This is a genomic window from Gilliamella sp. B14384G10 (assembly GCF_016101685.1).
Classification (GTDB): Bacteria; Pseudomonadota; Gammaproteobacteria; order Enterobacterales; family Orbaceae; genus Gilliamella; species Gilliamella apis_A.
Genome location: NZ_JACFQA010000001.1, coordinates 819,824 through 843,504 on the forward strand (window position 1 = coordinate 819,824; position 23,681 = coordinate 843,504).

Consider the following 23,681-nt stretch of genomic DNA (forward strand, 5'->3'; position numbering starts at 1 on the left):
CAGAAACCAAAATAGAAATTCTTAACAACGCTTTTAACCGAAATTGTGACGGATATTTTCTTTATTTTTATCTGTTTTGGTGATCATTTTTATACATCACATGCAACTAGCTAAGCTAATTTAAACTTAGACAAAAATTAGCCTGACCTTTTTATTAAATTTTTATCCCATAATAAAAACTATAGTCACAATATAGTTAATAAAATATCATCAGATAAAAATATTAAATTGTCGTTAAAAGTGTCAATTTGCAAGCTAAATAATCGATTTAAAGACTATCTAAACGAGAAATTTCGACTGTTTTCATTTTCAATAGATTAAAATAAGCATTTCTTTTATGACGCAAATTATCCAATATTACTAGATAAGAAATCATGTTTAATTATGATCTATTGAAAACGACTATTTGATTGATTTGAATGTAATGGACAAGTTAAGCATTGGCTCACTTTTTAGAAAGTACAAACTCAGTGAATTTATATAATTAACACTTAAAGCTATCTACTAATCTATAAAATACAACTACATCCAATATTCATATTGCAGATAAATCCATATATCTTTATGAATTTTTATATCAAAATAAGATATTGCTGGTAAATACCAGCAATATTTTTATAAAATACCATAGCTAACTTTATTAAGCAAAACCTTTCAAGCCAACAACATGAACATGTTCTTGGTTATTGATAACCTTACGAACTAGTTTATAGGTTGTACCTTTTTCTGGGCTAATGTTTTCTGGTGCAGCAATAATAAGCTGCATTTCTAATCGTTCGCATAACTCAAAGAGTGTAGCAATCGATTTGGCATCAAGACGAGCGGCCTCATCCAAAAATAATAATCGACATGGTGAAATATCTTTATTACGTAGACGTTTAGACTCTTCTTCCCAACTTTGAATTACCATTAGTAGAATAGACATACCTGTACCAATCGCTTCACCGGTTGATAAAGCACCACTTTCAGCACGTAACCAACCATCAGCACCACGATTAACTTCCACATCCATCTCTAAATAGTTTCGATAATCTAGCAACTCCTCACCAATATTTTGTGCAGTTCGTTGTCCCATATCAATATGTGGATTTAAACGTTGATAAAGTTTGGCTAACGCTTCAGAGAAGGTAATACGATTATTACTAAATAGATCCTGATGTTCATTTTGATCATCAGCTAATGCAGCTAATAATGAAGAGTGTGCCTCACGAATACTAACATTCAAACGAACACCATTAACCTGACCAAATGCCACTGATTGTAATCCTTGATTAAGCATACGAATACGGTTTTGTTCACGTTGTATAGTTTTACGAATAATATTAGCCACACTTTTTGAACTAATGGCCAATTGTTGTTCTCGTGAAGTAAGCTCTTCAGTTAAGCGTGACAACTCAATTTCCATTTGTTCAATGGCTTCAATTGGGTCATCAGTTTTGACGATATCTTGGCGAATTCGTTCACGTAGATGTTTATAAACCGCAATATAAAACTGGATTTTACGTTCTGGTCGTTTCGGATCTTCGGATAATCTTAATATATCACGTAAGTGTTCATTATCATTTACCGCTAAACGCAATGAACCAAGTGCCTTATCCGACATAGAACGTAGTTCATCAGCACTGAGATAAGCCAATTCTCGTCGATGTAATCGTCGTTCTACACTATTTTCTTTAACAAGTCGTAACACTAAACACCAACCAGCTTTTGCTTCAACAACTTGTTCACGTAACTGTTTATAATCACGCAGTGTTTGTGTTAAGCGTTTTTGCATTTGCGTCATTTCGCTTTCACACATAATAAGTTGTTTTTCCAAAGACGTGCATTGTTGGCGATTACTATTGAGTTTTTGATGAATTTCATCACGACGGATACGTGCTCGCTCTTCAGTGATTGCATCCGCTTTAACACCAATTTGTTCGATCTCTTTATGCAATTCATTAAGCATGTCTCGCTTAGTTTCAAATGCACTTTTAAGGGATGCTAATGTTTGATTGTATTGATTATATTTATCTTGATACTGTTGCATTTGACGACGAGCTTCACCTCGTTGTCCTTCAACAACTTCTAATCGAGCACGTAATTTTTCATTGAGATCACTATTTTCATTCAACATACCCGCTGAATCTTCATAGCTAAAATGTGCACGACGTTGCATCACTTCCGTTAAAGCAAAAACTTGTTGGCGAATGGTTTGCTGCTGAGCTTTAACCGAATTGTACTGCTCACGTAACGATTCATTCTGCTCAGGATCACTTTGCAATACTGCAACAATTGGTTCAAGTTCTGCAATAGTATGGCGATGACGACTAACATATTGCGCGGCCTCTTGCGCTTCAGCAACTTGCTCACGTAGATCATCAACCCGATCCGCTAAATCATCATCAGCCAATAAATGCATTTGAGCTACCAATCGATTTACAGTGATTAACTGCTCTTTACAATTTGCAACTTGTTGTTGATTTTGTTTATCAATACTTTCTTGTGCCATGAGCTGACGTTCGATTTCATTACGTCTTGTCGATAACTTTTGCGCTTCGGCTTCTGGATCGATATCAAATGCTACAGATAGATATTCACCAATAAACTGCCCAACATTTTGCTCAATACGTTGTAATTTTTGCAGATCAAATGAAATTGTTGCATAACGTTCATGTAGTTCATCGCGTTCTACCGATAATTTTTCAAGATGAATTTCACGTGCTGCTCGGCCAAATAAAGGGACCTTAGGAAAACTGGAGAAGCGCCATTGACGATCACCGGTTTTAACCAACACTGATTTAGTCATCTCTTCACAATCAAAAACACTATCGTCAAATGAAGATGGATCACCTTCGATAAAATAGATATCTTCTGGATAATCTTCTTCACTATTTGTCAAGCTTTCTAGTTGAGCTTTTACCAGTGATAAATCAGGTACCACAATAGCTTGTCTTGATGGGCCATATAATGCTGAAAAGTAAGGTGCATCATCAATAGTTACATCCTCATAAATTTCAGAAAGTAATACACCATTAAACCTTTCCGCTAACGTCGATAAACGGCCATCATCAACACCACTTGGTTGATTGAGTTGTTCAATTTGTGCATCAAGTTGATTTCGTTTGAAGTTTATTTGATCACGTTGTGTAACTAAAGTACGTTCCTGTTCAAGCAATTGTTGCATATGTTGCGTGACTGCATGACTGTTAGTAAACGTTTGCTCTGTTTGTTCTTGCAATGCGATAAGTGCATCTTGGGCTTTTAACCATAAAGGTGCTTTTTGTCGATAAGCACCAATTTGCGTTTGAATTTGCTCAAGCTCTTGTCTAAATTCAATACGTTTTTCACTTGATTCATTGGCAAGCTCAGCATTTTGATCTAGTTGAACTTCTAGCTCTTGTTTGAATTCATCAAGCTCATCATAATTAAGTTGACGGGCAAAACGCTTACAAAATTGAGTTAATAATGATTCAGCTTCTTTTTGCTCAAAAAAGCGTTGCTCTAATTCATCTAATTGTAGTTGTAAATGTTCTGCTTGATCGGCTTGGTAACATTGTGAAGGCCACTGCTTTAATGCTTCTCTAGCGGCACGCCAAGCATCACTGCGCACTACGTCCCCCACTAATTTAACAACTAGTTGATAAGCTCTATCAAATTGATTAATTGCGGCATCAGAAACACTTAGTCTTTGCTCTAATTCTAACAGTTGTTCAGTAACTTCTTTTTGTTTTTCTTCAAAGATTTCAAAATGATTTTCAACATTACTTATACCTAATTTTGGTAATTGGCATAGTTGTTGAGCATTTTTTAAAGCTTGAATAGCTTGTTGGTATTGGATTGCTCGAGTCTGCTGCACATCTAAAGCTTGTTGATAATCAGCTAATTGGGTTTTTATTTCATCAACTTCTTGCTCAGTCTGTTCAACCTGATCACGGTAAGTTTGATACTGTTCATTGGCTTCGAGGACAACTTCATTTTGCTCTTCAAGTTTCAAATTCAGATCATCTAAGTCCGCTTGATAACGGTCTATTTTTTCTTGTTGACGTAAAGCCGTTTGCGCAAGGTTAAGATGATCATTGGCTGCCTGAAGATCCGTTTCTAAGTCACTTTGAGCATCTTGATATTCTTTTAATTCTTTTGCCATTTCAACTTGGCGGAATTGATTACTAATCAGCAGATCTTGCGTCTTAAACATGTCACGACGCAATCCTAAAACCGATTCGATATGGACTCTACGTTCATTAGCATGACGCATATAGTCAGCTGCAACGTAGTTTGTAGACTCAGTAATAAGATGTTTGAATAAATCACGATCTGATTGTGTTACTCGAATAGCTTCAAGTGTCATTCTATTTTCACGTAATGCTGCTTCCATATCTTGGAAGGCTTTTCTGACACCACTATTTTCCGGCAACAAATAATCACGTAATGATCGTGTAATAGCACTTGAAATCCCCCCATATAGAGAAGCTTCAATCAAGCGATAATATTTACTTCGGTCAGATGAAGAACGTAACCGTTTCGGTAATATACCAAAATCAAACATGACTGAATGATAATCGGTAATAGAGTTAAATTGTTTAAAAATAACTCCTTCCATTGACTCAATTTTATCTTTTAATTCTGGTAGTGATAAAATTCGAGCCTGTTTATCATTTAAACGTTCCGTTACCAATTCAGTTGGACTAATATTGACAGGTAAACCTTGTATTAAAAAAGGTTTAATATCTACTTTTTTGTCACGCCCTGCTACTTGCTGTAAACGTACACCACAGATAATTCGCTGATTACGAGAGTTGATAACATCTAGCATTGAGTAACAAACACCAGGCTTTAACTTACCATGTAAACCTTTATCTCGAGAACCTGAAGTTGCACCCGCTTCAGTGGTATTTCTAAAATGTAATAAAGTCAAATCAGGAATTAGCGCTGTGACAAATGCAGCCATAGTCGTTGATTTACCCGCTCCATTACCACCTGAAAGCGTGGTAACCAGCTGATCAAGCTCAAAAGTTCGAGCAAAAAAACCGTTCCAGTTAATTAAGGTTAATGAGTGAAATTTACCGTGTCGCATCATCATTATTCAATCTCCTCATTAACATCTTCATCTTGTTCTTCACTATTATCATCATCCAAAATAAGTGATGATTCTATTTTAATCGCTTCACCATCACGAATTAAGCGTAATTGCGCCTCTTGTGCATCATCACTACTGCGAACATCAGCGCCAAAGCGGAAAATAGATTCATTTATACGAAAACGACTACTGTCATTACCTACAATAAAAAAGATCATGCCTAGTCGACGTAAGCGATTTAATGCGGTTTTTACTTTATCAAACAGTTTTTGACGATCTAAGTCAGATCCCGTTGAACGTTGATTAACTAATTTCAACAATTTACTTTCATCCGCTAAGGAAACCAGTTCATCAAAAAGTTCTTGCAAAGTGAAGATACCTTCATGCGCTAATCGTTCTGGGCTTAAATAGAGATAACACAATACTTTACCCACTAACATGTCTAATTCAGAAAGAACTGAACGGGGAATTAAAGTGGTTGAACGAGGACGAAGATAAAAAAAGCCTTCTGGTGCACGAATCAGCTCAACATTATAGCGTTGATAAAACTGTTCAAGTTCAAATTGAAAATCCATCAAAAATGCATGATTGTCCAGCTCATCAATACCAATATGGCGACCTGAGCGTAATAAACTATCTAGTTCAGGAAAAATTGGATTGGCAATAGCTTGAGCCAATTTCACTGGCATATATTTATCTATAGACGCTTGAGAACTTGCAGCAATACGTCCCATGACTTCATCGAGATGATGAGCAGTTTGTTCCATTTCTATATCTTTAGTATCTGTTGATGACATGTGCTTGTACCTTAGCTCCATAATCGTTAATAGGTTTCCATTCGGCAGGAATACCAAGTAAATCACTTTCGGCAATACCTAATCGAATAGCCTGATCAATAAACAATCTTGCAATATCAAAATGCTGTTCTCGAGGGAACTGTGCTAAATAACTATGAATAGCAATACTCATATCAAGTGGCTTATTTTCTTGTTTAAAGATCAATAAATTTTGTTCAATATGTGCAACTATGTGCTCTTGAATTTCTTCAATCATTTCAAATTCGAGTTCAGAAGGTAACTCGCCTGTCACTTCAGCTTCATGTAATGCCAATTCTTCATCACGCATATCCAGTAAACGTTCAGCATTCGCAAAAGTAAGTGACCATGGTGAATCAAAATAGCTTTGGATCGATTTGCGTAATCGTTGAGAAAAAACTCGATTCTTATCTAAATCAATTGCAGTACGAATAAATTTATGAACGTGCCTATCATAACCTATCCATAGGTCTATTGCTTTTTGTCCCCAACCGATGATTCGGTCTAATTTACCTTGTAAATCAATAACTACATTATTAATTTTATCTAACTCAGGATTATCCAAAGTCGCATCTTGTATTAAAAGCAAACTAGCTTGTAACTTATCGCCAGCCGCTGCTAATGTATCTTGTAATTCACGTAAGGTTTGCGATGTTTCTGTCAGTAAGCCCTCACAGCTACTAATTGCCGCCTGCCAATCTTGACTTAATAATGCAGAAATATTTTGTTTTACATCAGCTTGTTGTTCATCCATCACTCGCTGAGTGATATCGATGCTATCAAAGATCTCAGCTACTGAATATTTTAAAGGTGCGAAAACATTACGATGCCAATGTAAATCATCACCACCTTCAAGAGCAGCATCTGCGGCACGTTTTAATTCTTGTGCAACAATTGAAAGCTGAATTGATAAACGTAAAGTCGAGAATTCGCGTTGACGAATATAGTAATCAGATATACCAATTCCCAAAGGTGTCAATCGATAAATAGAATAACCATCGGTCATTTCGCTAGCAAAACGTGTGATTAAACGCTGGCGTACTAAATCATTAATCGCATTATTAGCACGGACAGTAATAGTATCTTCACTTTGCTCAAAAATGTGTGAAACATGTCGAAAACCATCAATTAATTCAGATTCAGTCATTTCACCATCAAAGCGTTCACTGTTTAATACAGCTATTGCCAACAAAAAGGCTAATCGCTCAACAGGCAAAGCAATCGAAAAATCATTTTTTTTTGCCCAAGAGACCAGTTCTGGCACTGATTGGGAAAAATCCATCATAGTGATTCCTTAATTAAGGATGTTCAGCAAGCCTGACATCTTAAAATAATATGAGAAACACAATATATTGTGTTATGGACAAAATTTTATCGATTATATAACAAATTGTAGTAGTTAAAAATAGCTAAGTTTAGGATTTATTATTAGATGTAATATACTATATTTCATTTTCTTAAATTACTTTTTCTACCTTAATCAAATTGACTTCTATAGATACAAAAATAAGGGACTATTAACCTACAACTTGTGCCTTTTATAAATCCAACAAAATTGAAGTGCAGTGGCAATTTATCAATTATTGAGAATAAAAATGGTAAACCGCTGACCAACACTCCTGTCATTGTTGATGTAGTTAATAATTTAGATAAAACAGAAATAACCAATGATAAAGGTCAAGCAACTATTAAACCCAATCAAAGGCCAAATGTTATTGGGTTGAAATTGACTTGCTAGTAAAAAATAACCAACTAGCGACACAAGATTAATTTATATTAAAAAAACGGGATTATTATCCCGTTTCCTATTAATAAGACGATTAAACTTCAGCATTAATTGGACGAGGTATAAGAAAACTACAAATTAGAGCTAATACCGTAATCGCTAATCCAAGTAACATACCATTGAAATAACCATTAATTGAGCTACCATTCATCATCTGAATTGCTGGTAATAATGCAAAACTTAAGCCAGCACCTAAATTAAATGCACCAGCATTCATACCAGGTAGAAAACCTGGATTTTCGCTAGGTGATAAAACAACACCTAAGCCATTTAAAATAATATTGGCCATGCCTGCATAGAAAATACCTAGCACAATAACTCCTACTGATAAAATAGGTAGAGAATGAATGCCATAAAACATAATAATTAAGATGCCAATAACACAGCCCACAAGACCTAATTTTAGCACATTGTTATAACCCATTGTTGGTGCCAATCTTCCGGAAAAAGGCCCCACAAACCAACCAATTAAAGCATAAGGAGTTAGAAAAATGAGGGAAGCCCAATCCGCTTCTAATCCAAAGCCAATCTCATGATTTTGAGCAATTGACATGACTAAACCATTAACAATGGCGAAAATACCCGTCATGGTTAAAGTAGTTGTTAATAACAAAGCCCATGTAGCACGTTTTTTCAAATGATTGGTGGTAACAAGGGGTTGTTTATTTCTTTTTTCTACATGCCAAAACAGAATAAAACATAAGATAGCAAATAGTGTTAATCCTACCACAATCAACCAATTTGCATTACCCAGTTTACCCGCTTCATTAAGCGCGAGTAATAGCGCAGCTATGGTTAAGACAATTAGCAAAACACCTAACCAATCCATTTTGGTGCCTGCCGATGGTTTGGATTCGGAGGCAAAACGATGAACAAAGAAAGTGGAAATTGCAGCCACTATAGCTATAACCCAAAATACAGAACGAAAACCGAAATGAGTTGCAAGTAGACCACCTGCTATCGCATCAACACCAGCTATACCTCCATTTACTGCTGTTATTATTCCCATTAACATACCATATTGTTTAACATCTTTTACTTCAAAACTTAACATTAACAAGCATAGAGGTACGACTGGTCCTGAGACACCTTGAATAATCCGCGCGGCATATAACACTTCAATATTTGGTGCAACAGCAGCTAAAACTGTACCTAATGTCATGATTAATAACATAGCAGTTAAGACTTTTTTTCGCCCTTTTATATCACTTAATCGTGGTAAAAATAATGAAAATAAAGCTGCTGCTGTGAAAAACGAGGTTTGCGATAGTCCAACAGCTGCATCATTAGTTCCTAACTCTTTTGCTATGGTTACTAATACAGGGCTTAACATACTGGCATTAAGTTGGAAAGCAACACATGCAGCAAGCAAAGCCATCATCAGTGTAAATACACTCGATTTATCTTTACTTTTTTCAATCATAGATTAACCTCACCTATTCGTTCTAGGGCGTCAACAATTAAATCCCAAAAACCAGTATGATCAAGTTCAGTTGCAACCTGAGTATGGCAACTATCATCAGGAGGAAAACGAAAATCAGCCACGGTCATTCCTAAAGTTAATGTACCTGTCAATTCAATATCAACAGGTACTCGTTTAGTTTTTATTAACTCAGGATTAATAACATAAGCAACCGCGCAAGGGTCATGCACTGGCGGATAAGTAAAACCTTGAGCTTGTTTATACATTTTTCCGAAGAATTCCAGCATTTCCAAAACAAATTTAGCTGGTTTTGTTTTTATTGCAGATATTTTTTCAATTACTTCTGGTGTAGCTAATGCTTGATGGGTAAGATCTAACCCAACCATAGTAACGGGCCATTTTTCATTAAATACTATGTGAGCTGCTTCTGGATCTATCTTGATATTAAACTCTGCGACTGCGCTCCAGTTACCAACATGATACCCACCACCCATCAAAACAACTTCTTTTACTCGTTCAACAATTTTCGGCTCTTTACGTACCGCCATTGCAATATTAGTTAAACCGCCTGTTGGAACCAATGTAACTGTTTTAGGGGGATGTGACATAATGGTATCAATGATTAAATCAATAGCATGCCTTTTATCTAATTGAATTGCCGGTTCCGGTAAAACGGGGCCATCAAGTCCAGAGTCACCATGAATATCAGGTGCCACTTCTACATTTCTAATTAAAGGTCTTACCGCTCCTGCAGCAAAAGGTACATTTGTAATATTAGCGATACGTGCAACAGATAATGCATTTCGAGTTACTTTTTCTAATGTTTGGTTACCAACAACCGTAGTTACCGCTAGCAATTCAATATTTGGATTACCATGAGCTAATAAAAGTGCGATAGCATCATCATGACCGGGATCGCAATCAAGGATAATTTTTTTTGGCTGATTCATCATAAATCGGTTCCTCAAGTAAATTTATATATTTGCCATTCGTTTAAGCACATTTTGATGCGATGGCATATTTGATGCACCTTCACGCTCAACGGCTAAAGATGCAAAAGCTGAAGCATAAACTGCTGCTTGATAAAGGTTTTCTCCTTTAGCCAATGAAGCACAAAAAGCGCCATTAAAAGCATCACCAGCACCAGTTGTATCAACAGGAACAGCTAAAAAAGGCTTAATATGTTGATGATGTTTTCCATCATAGATAAGAGAACCTTTACTACCTAAAGTAATAATGACTGTTTGAATCCCTAATGAATAGATTTTTTCTGCTGCAAGCTTAGCACTATCGAAATCATTAACTTCAACTCCTGACATTAAACTTGCTTCAGTTTCATTCGGAGTAACAATATCGATATAAGACAATAACTGCTGAATATCTTTAGAATAAGGCGCCGGGTTTAGCACCACTTTAACCCCCATTGCTTTAGCTAATTTCATTGCATTTAAAACAGCATCAATATTATTTTCAAGTTGAACTAATAGAATATCAGATTGTTTAAGATAACTTTCTAACATTACAATTTCTTTATTAGTAATTGTTAAATTTGCACCAGGATAGATGGCAATCATATTCTCGCCATTCTCCTCAGAAACATAAATGACAGCATTGCCAGTAGGTTCTTTATCTGATTGATACAAAGTAAATGAGTTAATTTTCGATGAAGAAAGATGATCATGAGCAAATTGACTAAATTGGTCGGTTCCCACTTTTGCGACAAAATGAACTTTTGCATCGGCATGACTTGCAGCAAGCGCTTGATTAGCACCTTTTCCACCTGGACCAATCATACTTTTTTGCGCCAGAATTGACTCACCACCTTTTGGAAATCTTGCTACTTGCGCAACAATATCAACATTAAATGAACCTAAAATACAAACATTACCGTTCATTCTGTCTCCTATTTTTTTAAATTTCTGTTTTTTATATCTCGTCATTAATGAGGTAATACACTCTTTATCAGTAACATTGCTTACTAGTCTGTGCCTTTTTATCATGGCACCACCGTGACAACGAATAACTAATAATTGTTTCGCCAGCGTAGAAAGATCTTTTCTAATAGTCTCTTTAGATACTTCAAATATTTCCGAAAAATATTGAACACTACCTCTTTCATGTTTATCTAAATAAGCTAAGATAGCTTTTTGTCTTTCTTCTAAGAACATAAAGTAAACCTCTTGATGATTAAATCAAAGTATAGCTGGATTAAATCATTAAAAGAGTGATAATAATCATAACTTATGAGATAAAACAGAAGCAAACGGAAGTAAGATAGGTTGGACTCGACTGCTTTAAAAATAGTAAAATTTAATGAAAATTATTCATTTTATTATTGTCACATCTATTAGTAATAACTATCAGCAAAACAACTATACTTTTGCTATAACTCATAACGCTATATCAAGTTATCATAAAAAATAATAATCTAATTTTGATAATAAAAAATTAATTCCTTACTCGCACTGTCGCTAATTTATGCTAAAATCGCAAAACATGAATAATCTTTCTTAACATAAGGATGTAACGCAATGCATATCGGTATACCAAAAGAACGGTTGGCCAATGAAGCTAGAGTTGCAGCAACACCTCAAACCGTTGGACAACTGTTAAAATTAGGATTTACAGTTTCAGTAGAACAAGGTGCAGGGCATGCTGCTCATTTCGAAGACCAAGCTTTTATTGATGCTGGAGCCACTATTCAAAGTACAAAGGATATTTGGCAAAATGATCTTATTTTAAAATTTCATGCGCCAACTGATGAAGAAATCGCTCTAATGAAAGAGGGATTAACGCTTATCAGCTATATTTATCCTGCTCAACATAAAGATCTTTTAGAAAAACTTGCAACTAAAAATATCACTGTAATGGCGATGGATTGTGTACCTCGTATTTCACGAGCTCAATCACTTGATGCATTAAGTTCAATGTCGAACATTGCTGGTTACCGTTCAGTTATTGAAGCAGCAAACCAGTTCGGTCGTTTCTTTACTGGACAAGTAACAGCAGCAGGTAAAGTACCACCAGCAAAAGTGTTGGTAATTGGTGCGGGTGTAGCGGGCCTTGCTGCAATTGGTGCGGCAGTTAGCTTAGGTGCTATTGTTCGTGCATTTGATACACGACCTGAAGTTGCAGAACAAATTAATAGTATGGGAGCTGACTTCTTAGAATTAGATTTCGAAGAAGAAGCCGGTTCTGGTGATGGCTATGCTAAACAAATGTCTGCTGCATTTATTGAAGCAGAAATGGCATTATTTGCTGAACAAGCTAAAGATGTTGACATCATTATCACTACAGCATTAATTCCAGGTAAACCTGCACCAAAACTTATTTCAAAAGAGATGGTTGAATCAATGAAACCAGGCAGTGTTATTGTTGATTTAGCAGCTTTAACTGGCGGTAACTGCGAATTAACTAAACCTGGTGAAGTATTCGAAACTGATAATAATGTTAAAATTGTTGGTTATACTGATTTAGCTAACCGTATGCCTGCACAAGCATCACAATTATACGGTACTAACATTGTTAATTTATTAAAACTACTTGCTAAAGAAAAAGATGGCAATATTGACATCAACTTTGATGATGTAGTGATTCGTGGTGTAACTGTAGTTAAAGACAAAGAAATAACTTGGCCCGCTCCACCAATTCAAGTTTCAGCACAACCACAGAAAAAAGCGGTTGAGCCTGTGGCTAAACCTGAACCAAAACCAATGTCACCAGCCAAAAAATATAGCATTCTTGCTTTATTAATTATTGCCTATTTCTGGTTAGCAAACTCTGTGCCTGAGAGCTTTTTAGGTCACTTTACCGTATTTGCTTTATCATGTGTTGTTGGTTATTACGTAGTATGGAATGTAACCCATTCATTACATACACCACTAATGTCAGTTACTAATGCTATATCGGGTATTATATTAGTCGGTGCAATATTACAAGTCGGTGATGATAATGGCTTAACAACGGCGATTGCCTTCGTTGCTATTTTAATTGCTAGTATCAATATTTTTGGTGGATTCTTTGTTACTCAAAGAATGCTGAAAATGTTCCAACGTGGCAAGTAAAGGAGATTATTGATAATGTTAAGTCATGGAATCATTCAAGCAGCTTATGTTATTGCTGCATTACTATTTATCTTTAGTTTACGAGGCCTATCAAATCAAGAATCAGCTAAATCTGGAAACATTTATGGCATGATTGGTATGGCAATAGCACTTATTGCTGCTGTTGCTAGTATCAAAGGTGGACTGCACTGGATCATTATTGCTATGGTTATTGGTGCCGCTATCGGTCTTTATCTAGCTAAAAAAGTAGAAATGACCCAAATGCCAGAACTGGTTGCGCTTCTCCATAGTTTTGTTGGTATGGCGGCCGTTCTTGTTGGTATAAATAGCTTCTTAGATCCGCACATGGTTGCACCGAATGAAGTAACAATTCATTTAGTTGAAATTTTTGTAGGTGTATTTATCGGTGCAGTTACCTTCTCTGGATCAATTGTAGCATTTGGAAAGTTAAATGGTAAAATTAGTTCAAAACCATTATCTCTCCCATATAAACACTACCTAAATCTAGCTGCAATAGTTGTATCAGTTATCTTGATGTTTATATTTATTAATGTACAAACTGGCGCAGGTGCCTTAGTTTGTTTACTTATCATGACAATTATTGCATTAGTGTTTGGTTTCCACCTTGTAGCATCAATTGGTGGTGCGGATATGCCTGTTGTTATCTCAATGCTTAATTCCTATTCTGGTTGGGCGGCAGCAGCGGCAGGTTTTATGTTACAAAACGATCTTCTAATTGTAACTGGTGCGTTAGTGGGTTCTTCTGGGGCAATTCTTTCTTACATCATGTGTAAAGCAATGAATCGTTCATTTATCAGCGTAATTGCCGGTGGTTTTGGTAGTGATGGCAGTTCATCAAGCTCTTCAGAAGAAGAACAAGGTGAATATCGCGAAATGCAACCAGCAGAAGTTGCGCAAACCTTAAAAGAAGCTCGTTCAGTGATTATTGTACCTGGTTATGGTATGGCTGTTGCTCAAGCTCAAGGCGCAGTTAGTAACATTACTGAAAAACTTCGTGGTATGGGTATAGAAGTTCGCTTTGGTATTCACCCAGTTGCAGGACGTTTACCTGGCCATATGAACGTATTATTAGCTGAAGCAAAAGTCCCTTATGATATTGTATTGGAAATGGATGAAATCAATGATGACTTCCCTGATACTGATGTTGTTTGGGTAATTGGAGCTAACGATACAGTTAACCCAGCGGCAGAAGAAGATCCTAATAGCCCTATTGCAGGAATGCCAGTTCTAGAAGTTTGGAAAGCAAAAACTGTCATTATTTCAAAACGTTCTATGAATACCGGCTATGCTGGCGTGCAAAACCCACTATTCTTTAAAGAAAATAGCTACATGTTATTTGGTGATGCTAAAGATAGTGTTGAAAAAGTATTACAAAATTTATAATGATATAACCATCATAAATAACAACAAACTGCGACTTCATGTCGCAGTTTGTTTAATGACAATTTTTATTTTTTGAATGTTTTAGATAAAAAGCCAATAATGAGATCGGTAACTTCACGATGTATCTCACCTCTCGCACGATAACCACCATCTTTACAAATAATACTTTCATCTTGTTTTTCTTGATTTAAGATATCTAATGCATTGGATTTACAAATTTGAATAAAACTGAAATGCATTGCATCTGGAATAATAATATAAGTTGAGGACGATTTTGGTAGAAATTCTTGTACATAACCTGACTCAAGTTTGGCATCCGTATCATCTATATCTATTCCAGCTCCAATAATAAGAGCAGGAATTTTAATTTTTTCTAAGCTATCTACGGTGAATCCTCTTGTCAAACCAGCATCTAAAGATATGAATGCCTTTATCCTAGGGTCTAACATACTTTTATTTAGTTCTGGATTGGCCAAACCAAGTTCAGACATCAAATGACAACCTTTTAAATATGAATACTTTTTACAATCCTCATTGAAAGTGTCAGTATTAAATCTAGCGCCAGACAGTGCAATTACTGACCAACCACCTAACGAATGGCCTATAGCGACAATCTGATTAAAATTAATAATATTTGTGAATATTTGATCTTCAGCCAGAGCATCAATAGTTTTGCTTAAATCCTGCGGACGTAACCATAGTTTAGCTGACTGCTCAGTATTTTTATCAAATATAGTTGTTCCTGGATGATTAGGAGCTGCAACAATATATCCTTTTGCAGCTAATTCATGTGCAAGCCAGCTTAAATTTTGCCAACTGCCACCATAACCATGTGAAAGTAAAATTAATGGAGATTGAGAGCTCTTTACTTCCGGTCTTGCATCAGCAATAACTTCAGAACCCAAAAAAATAGCATTATCAGCTATAGTTATTAAATTTTGCTTATTATTAGTTACATACCAAACAGCAATATCTAATGGTCTTCCATCTTGTATATCATAATGAATTCGCTTGAAACCAATATGTTCTGATGCATTGGAAATAAGAGGAAAAAGTAAAATAAATAAATTAATTACACAGAAAAGTAACCTAACCATACATTATCCTTAACAAGGTTCTTTTTATTATAATTGAAATCTAAATTATAATTTGGGTATAAATATACAATGAAAGAAATGATCAATAATTTTCAAGTTTTACTTGTTCTTTATGATAAAGGTAATAGGCTCCTCGAGAAACCATTCGAAGTTGAAAAATAAGATCTTCTATTAATTTTTGACGTTGAATACTATCAAAGTCAAGCGCTTCAGCACCAGCATTAAAAGCAATGGTAACCATCGCTTCTGCTTGAGCTTCATTGTAATGATGTGGCATTTGATTAGCATGATCTAAATAGTCAACAAGCTCGACGATAAAATGCTGAATTTCACGTGCAATCGCCGATCGAAAATCAGAAGATGTTCCGGCTTTTTCACGCAGCAATAATAGAAATACTTTAGGGTTTTTATCTATAAATTCAATAAAAGTGGTTACAGAAGTCCGAAGCACACTGCCACCTTTTTCGATACGTTTTCGAGCTTGTCTTAACAATTGGCGAAGCGTTAAACCGCTTTCATCAACCATCGCTAAACCTAATTCATCCATATCACGAAAATGTCGATAAAATGAGGTGGCGGCAATACCAGCTTCACGAGCAACCTCACGTAAACTTAAACTTGCAAAACCCTGTTCAGCATTAAGTTGATTAAACGCAGCATCAATTAAACTTCGACGAGTTCTTTCCTTTTGCTGCGCTCTGATACCACCGGTTTTAATGTTTTTCATTTTCAAAATTCAGCATGATAAAAATATAAGTTATCAGTTTGTTTGCCCTAATAATCGCTCTTTTTCTGCAAATACTTTTGGCATATGATCGCGAATAGTTTTAGCTATAGTTTCATAACGAGCTCTTAGTGGAGAACCTGGTCGATAAATCAAAGCAATACTTCGCGTCGGTATAGGATCACTACAAGGAATATAACAAATATTATCGCGAGTACGCTCATTCGGTGCTGCCAACTCTGGAAATAAGGTAATACCTCGTCCAGCAGATATCATACTACGCAATGTTTCTAAACTTGTTGCTTTAAATTGTTTGTCTTCATCGATTCCGACTTGAAAACAATATCCCATTGCGTGTTCACGCAAACAGTGACCATCTTCTAACATTAAAAATTTTTGCCCTTTTAAATTAGAAAGTTTAACTGTTTGTTTAGTGGCTAATTCGTCATTTGCAGGAACCGCTAAAAACATTGGTTCATTAAATAACGGTAATTCAATAAATTGTGCCGTTTCTTTCACTTGAGCAATAATCGCACAATCCAGTTTTCCACTCTCAAGTTGAGCAACAATATTTGCTGTTTGAGCTTCATGCAAATAAAGTTCTAATTGAGGAAAAGATTCATGTAATACCGTAATTACATGTGGTAATAAATAAGGGGCAATAGTAGGAATCAAACCTATATGCATCGGACCAGACATCTCTTCGCCTTGACGACTAGCCATCTCTTTTAAAATTTGTATATTACGTAAAATTTCTTTAGCTTGCTCAACAAGCATCATACCGGTTTGGGTAAATAACACTTTGCGACTAGTTCGCTCAAGTAACATTACACCTAATTCGTCTTCAAGTTTTCTGATTTGACCACTTAATGTTGGTTGACTAACATTACAAGCATCTGCTGCTTTACGAAAGTGCCGAAATTCAGCTAACGATACAAAATATTCCAAATCACGAATATTCATAGTGTCCCCAAAAAATTATCAGTTAATGGTTATATACTCAGAAATCTAATAAATAGATATAAAAAACTACTGTTTTTCGGATAAAAATCATTTATAAAATAAGAGTATCAAATTCAGTAAAATTAATTAGTTATTTAAATACAGATAAAATCTGTTGTTATGCATAATTTCTTGATGCTTAATAGGCTAATTTCATTAATTGTACTATATAAACTGCTATTGTTGATAATTATGTTTAAAAAATCAAATAGAATCTTTAATGATTATAAACTATATCTCTTTATTCTACTTACCATAACCATATTAAGAAAAATGGAAAGTTAACCGTAATTACGATATAATCGCGCGCTAGATTGCTATATAGACTATTATTAATTTGAGGTGTGCTATTTTTAAACAAGTTTCTCGCTTTTATCGTAAAATGTTTCAGCATGAAGAACAGCAAAAATCACACTATGTCTGCATTTCTCGTAATGAACATAATATTTCTCGCAAAAATATAAGCGAAAATGCCTTAAAAGTTCTTTATCGCTTAAATAAACAAGGATATGAAGCTTATCTAGTTGGTGGATGTATTAGAGATCTTCTCTTAGGTAAAAAACCTAAGGACTTTGATATTGCCACAAATGCTACTCCTGAACAAATTCAAAAGGTGTTTCGTAATTGTCGATTAATTGGAAGACGTTTTCGCCTCGCCCATATTATGTTCGGTAAAGAGATAATTGAAGTTGCTACTTTTCGTGGTGACCATGATGATCAAAGTGAACAGGCCAATATCTCTAAACGATCGCAATCTGGCATGCTATTACGTGACAATGTATATGGTACGATTGAACAAGATGCTATTCGCCGTGACTTCACAATGAACGCCCTTTATTACAATGTTAAAGACTTTACTATTCGTGATTACTGTGGCGGATTAAAAGATCTAAAAAATGGTGTTATTCGATTAATTGGCGATCCGCAAACAAGGTATCGTGAAGATCCGGTTAGAATGTTAAGAACAATTCGTTTCGCGGCAAAACTTAACATGAAAATTGATCAAGCATCGGCAGATCCCATAAAAAAACTTGCGCCATTATTAAAAAATATTCCATCAGCACGACTTTTTGATGAATCTCTAAAATTATTGCAATCTGGTCATGGTTACAACACTTATATTTTATTAAAACAGTACCAACTATTTGAACAACTTTTTCCAGTGGTTGAACGCTTATTTGTACAAAATAATAATAGTAATTTGGAAAAAATTATTGCTCACGTATTAAAAAATACTGATTATCGAATAGAAAATAAGCAACGTGTCAATCCAGCTTTTTTATACGCTGCCTTTTTTTGGTATCCAATTATAGAACAGACTCAGATTAACTGTATTGAAAGTGGTTTACAGTATTATGATTCTTTTTCTATGGCTATTAATGATGTGCTAAGCGAACAGTGTCGAATTATCGCAATACCAAAACGATTAACAAATGTAATGAGTGACATTTGGCGCTTACAATTAAGAATGAAAAAACGTGAAGGGAAACGTGCCTTTGCGATTTTGGAACATCCAAAATTTCGTGCCGCTTATGATTTACTAGAAATGCGATCATCTATCGAAAAAGGTGAATTGTTAGATTTAGCCAAATGGTGGGATGAATTTCAACATGTATCCACCGAAAGAAAAATATCTATGGTTAAACAGATTGGTAAAAGCAATAAACGGCGTATTAAACGTTAATTTTCATTCGCACTTTTGTAAATAACCGCTATAATGTTTTAATTAAAATAATCATAATTACACTCTAATCATTGATGAAAAAATTATCACTCTCTCTTATTGCTATAGCTGTTACATTTTCTCTGTATAATTATGATAGTACTAGCTATGCAATTGGCATACCTAAAAACGTTACGAGCAATCCTCAGTGTCTTATTAATGTACCAAAATTTGAGCGACCAATAGTAAATGGTGATATAAATACATTACCGGTTAATGCAGAAGCTGATGAGTTTAAAGCGATTTATCCTAATTTAGCTATTTATAGTGGCGACGTGTATGTTGAACAAGGTAATCGCACCGTTCAAGCTGATAAAGTAACTATTGATTCTAAAGATGCAAATAACCGAGTGGCAATATTAGATGGAAATATCACTTATCAAGATAACTTGATAAAAATGAAAGGTCGTCATGCAGCGATAAATCTTAATAATAATGATTCAAATATGAATCCCAGTGAATATCATTTAGTTGATCGGCTTGGACGTGGTAAAGCCGATGAAATGAAACTGGAGAAAAATCGCTATATTATTCTAAAAAATGGTAGTTTTACTTCTTGCCCTGTAGATGATAGTACTTGGAATATTAAAGGTACTACAGTAATTCATGATAACGAAGAACAATTACTAGAAGCATGGAATGCGGTATTTAGCATCGGCAAAGTTCCCGTTTTATATTCACCTTATTTACAATTACCAACCGGCAATAAAAGACGTTCAGGTTTATTAATGCCAACTTTTGGTTATGACAGTATCGATGGTATTGATTTTGCTTTACCTTTTTATTGGAATATCGCACCAAATTATGATGCCACATTAACACCAAGAGTTTTACAACATCGTGGTGTACAATTACAGACTGAATTTCGCTATTTAAATCAATTAGGCTTAGGAACTATCGTTTTTGACTGGTTACAGCATGATAGTAAATATAGTGAAGATAGAAAAAAATCATTGAATGGCAATAAGTATGATGATAATCGTAATCGATGGTTATTCCATTGGAAAAATGACGAATTAATAAATTATAATTGGCGCTTATATACTGATGTTACACGTGTCAGTGATAATCAATATTTAACTGATCTTAGCTCTAACTATGCCTCTCAGACAGATGGATATTTAACGCAATTTTATAAGTTAGCCTATAATGATGAAAATTGGGATGTAGCTTTAGGTTACAAACATTTTCAACCATTTCACAATAATAACCTTTACCAAACCCAGCCACAATTCGATATTAACTATTATAATTACGACCTGGGCCCACTAAAATTCAAAACATTTGCACAAGTATCTCACTTTATAAATGCCACAAAAGATAAACCTAATGCATGGCGAACCCATATTGAACCAACACTTAATTATACAGTAACTAATTCTTGGGCATCATTAGCAACAGAAACTGGCGTTATGGCGACTCATTACAAACAACAAAATCTTAAAAGATATAATCGGTTAACCAAAAATTTAGATAAAAAGTTAGATAGTAGTGTAAATCGTTTTATGCCTAAATTTAGTCTGGATGGTAAAGTTATTTTCGAACGTGACATTGAGTTTATGAATGATTATACCCAAACACTTGAACCACGTATTAAATATACTTATATTCCCTATCGCAATCAATCCAATATCGATAACTATGACTCAAGTTATTTACAGACGGATTACGTTGGATTATTTAGAGATTTGGCATACAGCGGTTTAGATCGGATAGCCTCGACTAACAAACTTGCTACAGGGGTAACCACACGTTTTTATGATAGTAATAAAATTGAAAAGTTCAATTTATCTCTTGGTCAAATTACTTATTTCACTAAATCTAAAACTAGTGAGCACAATAATGAATTAGATAAAAATTCAGATACGGGTAGTATTACATGGGCAACAGATAATTTTTGGCGTATAAGTAATGATATTATTTTTCGTAGTGGCATCCAATATGATACCCGAATTGACACCATTGCCTTAGCCAACACCACCTTTGAGTATCGACCAAGCGGTGATAAATTAATGCAATTATCTTATCGATATGCAAACCATAATTATATTACTACTGTAGATGACAGATATAAAGATTCATCAGAAAAACGCTATAAACAAGATCTATCTCAAGCCGGTATTATGGCTAGTTGGCCATTATCTGAAACAGTGAGTGCTGTCGGTTCATATTATTATGATATGAAACAGAATCAAATTGCAGATAGCTTTATTGGTTTACATTATAGTGATTGTTGCTGGGGAGTGACGATGCAATATGGCCGAAAGCTAACCGATTGGGATGAAACAACCCGTGTGAGCAAATACAAAAATAAATTTTCGATTAACTTTGAATTACAAGGTTTAGGAAATAATCGAGATAGCAAAGCCAAAATGTTAGATTTTGGTAAGTTACCTTATACATCAACATTTGAATAAACTAACCAATACATTTATAGTGATAAATTGATATCACAACAATATAATGAGTTAAATAAATATGAAATTATTAAAACTTTTTATTGCATTAAACTTAAGTATTAACGTAGCACTGTTTACACCAATTTCTGCTCATGCTGCTCCAAAAGTTATAGAGCAAGTTGCCGCAGTGGTTAATAATAATGTCATTTTAGAAAGTGACGTTAATGATATGTTAAAAACCATTAAAGCTAGTGCCGACCCAAGAACTTTACCTAGTGACAAAGTGCTCCGAAAACAAATCATCGATCGGTTAATAGTTGAAAATTTAATTTTACAAAGGGCTGCTAAAGCCAAAATTACTATTAGTGATGATGAAATAACTGGTGCAATTGATGGTATCGCTGCTGAAAATGGCATGACAATCGATCAACTACGAAGTAGATTATCAGCAATGGGAATTAGCTATAGTACTTATCGAGAACGCATTCATAATGATATGTTGATTGAGCAAGCTCGTATGCATGAGGTTAGACCAAGAATCAAAGTTTCACCTCGAGAAGTAGAACAATTAACCAAGACAATGACAAATCAACCAACCAACAATATTGATGTCAAAATTAGTCATATTTTAATTTCTATTCCAGAAAAAGCATCTAAACAACAAGTTGACAGTGCCACAAATAAAGCCATGGATATTATTAATCGAGCAAAAAAAGGGGAAAATTTTGCTAAATTAGCCACATCATATTCTAATGATGACCTAGCACTAAAAGGTGGTTCTATGGGTTGGCGAAAACTCAATGAACTACCGACTATCTTTGAAGAACGTCTGATTCGTGCAGCAAAAGGTAGTGTAATTGGACCTATCCGTTCAGGCGTTGGAATTCATATAATAAAAGTTGATGATACTCGTTCTGAAGCGCCGAAAAAAATTACTCTTCAAGAAGTGAATGCTCGACATATATTAATTAAAACTAACGTATTAGTTACCGATCAAGTTGCTAAACAAAAATTAACTGATATCCGTAAAGCCATTACTAGTGGAGCAACCACATTCGCAGCGGCGGCAAAAGCGAATTCTGAAGACACCGGTTCTAAAGACAATGGCGGTAATTTAGGCTGGAATAGACCTGAAGTTTATGATAATGGTTTTAAAAGTGCATTATTACAATTAAAAAAAGGTGAAATCAGTCAACCAATAAGATCATCTTACGGTTGGCATTTAATTCAACTAATTGATACCAGACAGACTGACGGCACCAATATGGTCAAGAAAGACCAAGCTTACCGACTTATTTTTAACCGAAAATTTGCCGAGGAAGCACAAGTTTGGATTCAAGAACTTAAAGGTGATGCTTATATTAAAATTACAGGTGAAGGAAAGAATGAATAGTCGTGTTCACCAAGGGCATTTTGCTCGCAAACGATTTGGTCAAAACTTTTTACATGATGATTATATAATTGAAAGTATTGTTGCAGCGATACAACCTAAACAAGGGCAAGCTTTAGTTGAAATAGGCCCAGGACTTGCTGCATTGACTATACCTGTAAGTAAACATGTTGATCATCTAACTGTGATTGAAATTGATAGGGATTTAGCTAGTCGATTGGTCGAAAATCCTTTTTTACAAAGTAAAATTAGTGTAATTGAACAAGATGCATTAACATTTGATTTTAATCTATTATTCGAGCAATTAGGTCAGCAACTAAGGGTATTTGGTAATTTACCTTATAATATTTCGACGCCCTTAATGTTTCATTTATTTGAATACGCGCCTATTATTGCTGATATGCATTTTATGTTACAAAAAGAGGTAGTTACTCGTTTAGTTGCAGCTCCAAATAGTAAAGATTATGGCCGCTTAAGTGTGATGGCACAATATTACTGCCAAATTATCCCTGTTTTAGAAGTGCCACCAACTTCTTTTAAACCAGCGCCTAAAGTTGATTCTGCTGTAGTGAAACTAACACCTTATAAGCAAAAACCTTATTTAGTTAATGATGTCAAAGTACTTTCACGTATTACTACAGAAGCATTTAATCAAAGACGTAAAACTATCCGCAATAGCTTAGGTAATTTATTTACGGCAGAACAAATGCTTGAATTAGATATTGATCCTAATTTACGTGCGGAAAATCTGACGGTAAAACAATATTGTCTATTGGCAAACGCTTGGAAGTAAAC

The 23,681-nt window shown here is 35.0% G+C and carries 15 protein-coding genes; 6 read left to right on the forward strand and 9 right to left on the reverse strand.

The features are described from left to right. Positions 1-640 precede the first annotated feature (640 nt). The 6 genes from mukB to rbsK form a co-directional block, all read right to left on the reverse strand. Complete coding sequence (mukB, locus tag H3T54_RS03705; RefSeq protein ID WP_198221145.1) at positions 641-5,059, reverse strand: chromosome partition protein MukB; 4,419 nt, start codon at positions 5,057-5,059, stop codon at positions 641-643. 2 nt (positions 5,060-5,061) lie between these two features. Then, entirely contained in the window at positions 5,062-5,793 is a 732-nt protein-coding gene (mukE, locus tag H3T54_RS03710) for a chromosome partition protein MukE (protein ID WP_081298793.1), read from the reverse strand. 43 nt (positions 5,794-5,836) lie between these two features. Continuing rightward, entirely contained in the window at positions 5,837-7,159 is a 1,323-nt protein-coding gene (gene mukF, locus H3T54_RS03715) for a chromosome partition protein MukF (protein ID WP_086353907.1), read from the reverse strand. A gap of 535 nt (positions 7,160-7,694) precedes the next feature. Next, entirely contained in the window at positions 7,695-9,083 is a 1,389-nt protein-coding gene (locus H3T54_RS03720) for an MFS transporter (RefSeq protein ID WP_086363402.1), read from the reverse strand. Then, positions 9,080-10,033 carry a nucleoside hydrolase gene (locus tag H3T54_RS03725; RefSeq protein WP_370527344.1) on the reverse strand — a complete coding sequence of 318 codons (954 nt, stop codon included), beginning with the start codon at positions 10,031-10,033 and terminating at the stop codon, positions 9,080-9,082. The genes H3T54_RS03720 and H3T54_RS03725 overlap by 4 nt, the downstream gene beginning before the upstream one ends. A gap of 24 nt (positions 10,034-10,057) precedes the next feature. Then, a complete protein-coding gene (rbsK, locus tag H3T54_RS03730) occupies positions 10,058-11,251 on the reverse strand; it encodes a ribokinase (RefSeq protein ID WP_198220977.1) in 1,194 nt (397 codons plus the stop codon). Positions 11,252-11,614: 363 nt separating this feature from the next. Between rbsK and pntA the strand changes: the two genes are divergently transcribed. Next, positions 11,615-13,147, forward strand: a complete 1,533-nt coding sequence (gene pntA, locus H3T54_RS03735; RefSeq protein WP_086359070.1) for a Re/Si-specific NAD(P)(+) transhydrogenase subunit alpha — start codon at positions 11,615-11,617, stop codon at positions 13,145-13,147. Between the two features lie 15 nt (positions 13,148-13,162). Continuing rightward, the gene (gene pntB / locus H3T54_RS03740) at positions 13,163-14,551 is read left to right on the forward strand and encodes a Re/Si-specific NAD(P)(+) transhydrogenase subunit beta (protein WP_065650792.1); all 1,389 of its coding nucleotides are present in this window, start codon (positions 13,163-13,165) and stop codon (positions 14,549-14,551) included. A gap of 65 nt (positions 14,552-14,616) precedes the next feature. Here the strand turns inward: pntB and H3T54_RS03745 are convergent, their stop codons facing one another. The 3 genes from H3T54_RS03745 to oxyR all read right to left on the reverse strand — a co-directional run bounded on the left by H3T54_RS03745 (position 14,617) and on the right by oxyR (position 17,335). Then, entirely contained in the window at positions 14,617-15,648 is a 1,032-nt protein-coding gene (locus H3T54_RS03745) for an alpha/beta fold hydrolase (protein WP_198220979.1), read from the reverse strand. Positions 15,649-15,730: 82 nt separating this feature from the next. After that, entirely contained in the window at positions 15,731-16,375 is a 645-nt protein-coding gene (fabR, locus tag H3T54_RS03750; protein WP_198200922.1) for an HTH-type transcriptional repressor FabR, read from the reverse strand. Positions 16,376-16,408: 33 nt separating this feature from the next. Next, positions 16,409-17,335 (reverse strand): DNA-binding transcriptional regulator OxyR, encoded by a 927-nt coding sequence (gene oxyR, locus H3T54_RS03755; protein WP_198220981.1) that lies wholly within the window; start codon positions 17,333-17,335, stop codon positions 16,409-16,411. Between the two features lie 421 nt (positions 17,336-17,756). On the opposite strand from oxyR, the gene pcnB reads away from it, so the two are divergent. The 4 genes from pcnB (at position 17,757) to rsmA (ending at position 23,679) form a co-directional block, all read left to right on the forward strand. Then, on the forward strand, positions 17,757-19,058 hold the full coding sequence (gene pcnB / locus H3T54_RS03760; RefSeq protein ID WP_232351583.1) for a polynucleotide adenylyltransferase PcnB: 1,302 nt from the start codon (positions 17,757-17,759) through the stop codon (positions 19,056-19,058). A 74-nt stretch (positions 19,059-19,132) separates the two neighbouring features. Further along, positions 19,133-21,514 carry an LPS assembly protein LptD gene (gene lptD / locus H3T54_RS03765; protein ID WP_198220984.1) on the forward strand — a complete coding sequence of 794 codons (2,382 nt, stop codon included), beginning with the start codon at positions 19,133-19,135 and terminating at the stop codon, positions 21,512-21,514. A 61-nt stretch (positions 21,515-21,575) separates the two neighbouring features. Continuing rightward, positions 21,576-22,889 (forward strand): peptidylprolyl isomerase SurA, encoded by a 1,314-nt coding sequence (surA, locus tag H3T54_RS03770; RefSeq protein ID WP_198200925.1) that lies wholly within the window; start codon positions 21,576-21,578, stop codon positions 22,887-22,889. After that, on the forward strand, positions 22,882-23,679 hold the full coding sequence (gene rsmA / locus H3T54_RS03775; RefSeq protein ID WP_198220986.1) for a 16S rRNA (adenine(1518)-N(6)/adenine(1519)-N(6))-dimethyltransferase RsmA: 798 nt from the start codon (positions 22,882-22,884) through the stop codon (positions 23,677-23,679). Before surA ends, rsmA begins: the two co-directional genes overlap by 8 nt. Positions 23,680-23,681 lie beyond the last annotated feature (2 nt).

Excerpts from the sequence above, each read along its gene's own strand:
- mukB (WP_198221145.1), bottom strand. The coding sequence starts at position 5,059 with ATGATGCGACACGGTAAATTTCACTCATTAACCTTAATTAACTGGAAC.
- fabR (WP_198200922.1), bottom strand. The coding sequence starts at position 16,375 with ATGAAAAACATTAAAACCGGTGGTATCAGAGCGCAGCAAAAGGAAAGA.
- H3T54_RS03745 (WP_198220979.1), bottom strand. The coding sequence starts at position 15,648 with ATGGTTAGGTTACTTTTCTGTGTAATTAATTTATTTATTTTACTTTTT.
- mukE (WP_081298793.1), bottom strand. The coding sequence starts at position 5,793 with ATGGGACGTATTGCTGCAAGTTCTCAAGCGTCTATAGATAAATATATG.
- H3T54_RS03720 (WP_086363402.1), bottom strand. The coding sequence starts at position 9,083 with ATGATTGAAAAAAGTAAAGATAAATCGAGTGTATTTACACTGATGATG.
- lptD (WP_198220984.1), top strand. The coding sequence starts at position 19,133 with ATGAAAAAATTATCACTCTCTCTTATTGCTATAGCTGTTACATTTTCT.
- mukF (WP_086353907.1), bottom strand. The coding sequence starts at position 7,159 with ATGATGGATTTTTCCCAATCAGTGCCAGAACTGGTCTCTTGGGCAAAA.
- pntA (WP_086359070.1), top strand. The coding sequence starts at position 11,615 with ATGCATATCGGTATACCAAAAGAACGGTTGGCCAATGAAGCTAGAGTT.
- H3T54_RS03725 (WP_370527344.1), bottom strand. The coding sequence starts at position 10,033 with ATGAATCAGCCAAAAAAAATTATCCTTGATTGCGATCCCGGTCATGAT.
- oxyR (WP_198220981.1), bottom strand. The coding sequence starts at position 17,335 with ATGAATATTCGTGATTTGGAATATTTTGTATCGTTAGCTGAATTTCGG.
- rsmA (WP_198220986.1), top strand. The coding sequence starts at position 22,882 with ATGAATAGTCGTGTTCACCAAGGGCATTTTGCTCGCAAACGATTTGGT.
- pcnB (WP_232351583.1), top strand. The coding sequence starts at position 17,757 with ATGTTTCAGCATGAAGAACAGCAAAAATCACACTATGTCTGCATTTCT.
- rbsK (WP_198220977.1), bottom strand. The coding sequence starts at position 11,251 with ATGTTCTTAGAAGAAAGACAAAAAGCTATCTTAGCTTATTTAGATAAA.
- pntB (WP_065650792.1), top strand. The coding sequence starts at position 13,163 with ATGTTAAGTCATGGAATCATTCAAGCAGCTTATGTTATTGCTGCATTA.
- surA (WP_198200925.1), top strand. The coding sequence starts at position 21,576 with ATGAAATTATTAAAACTTTTTATTGCATTAAACTTAAGTATTAACGTA.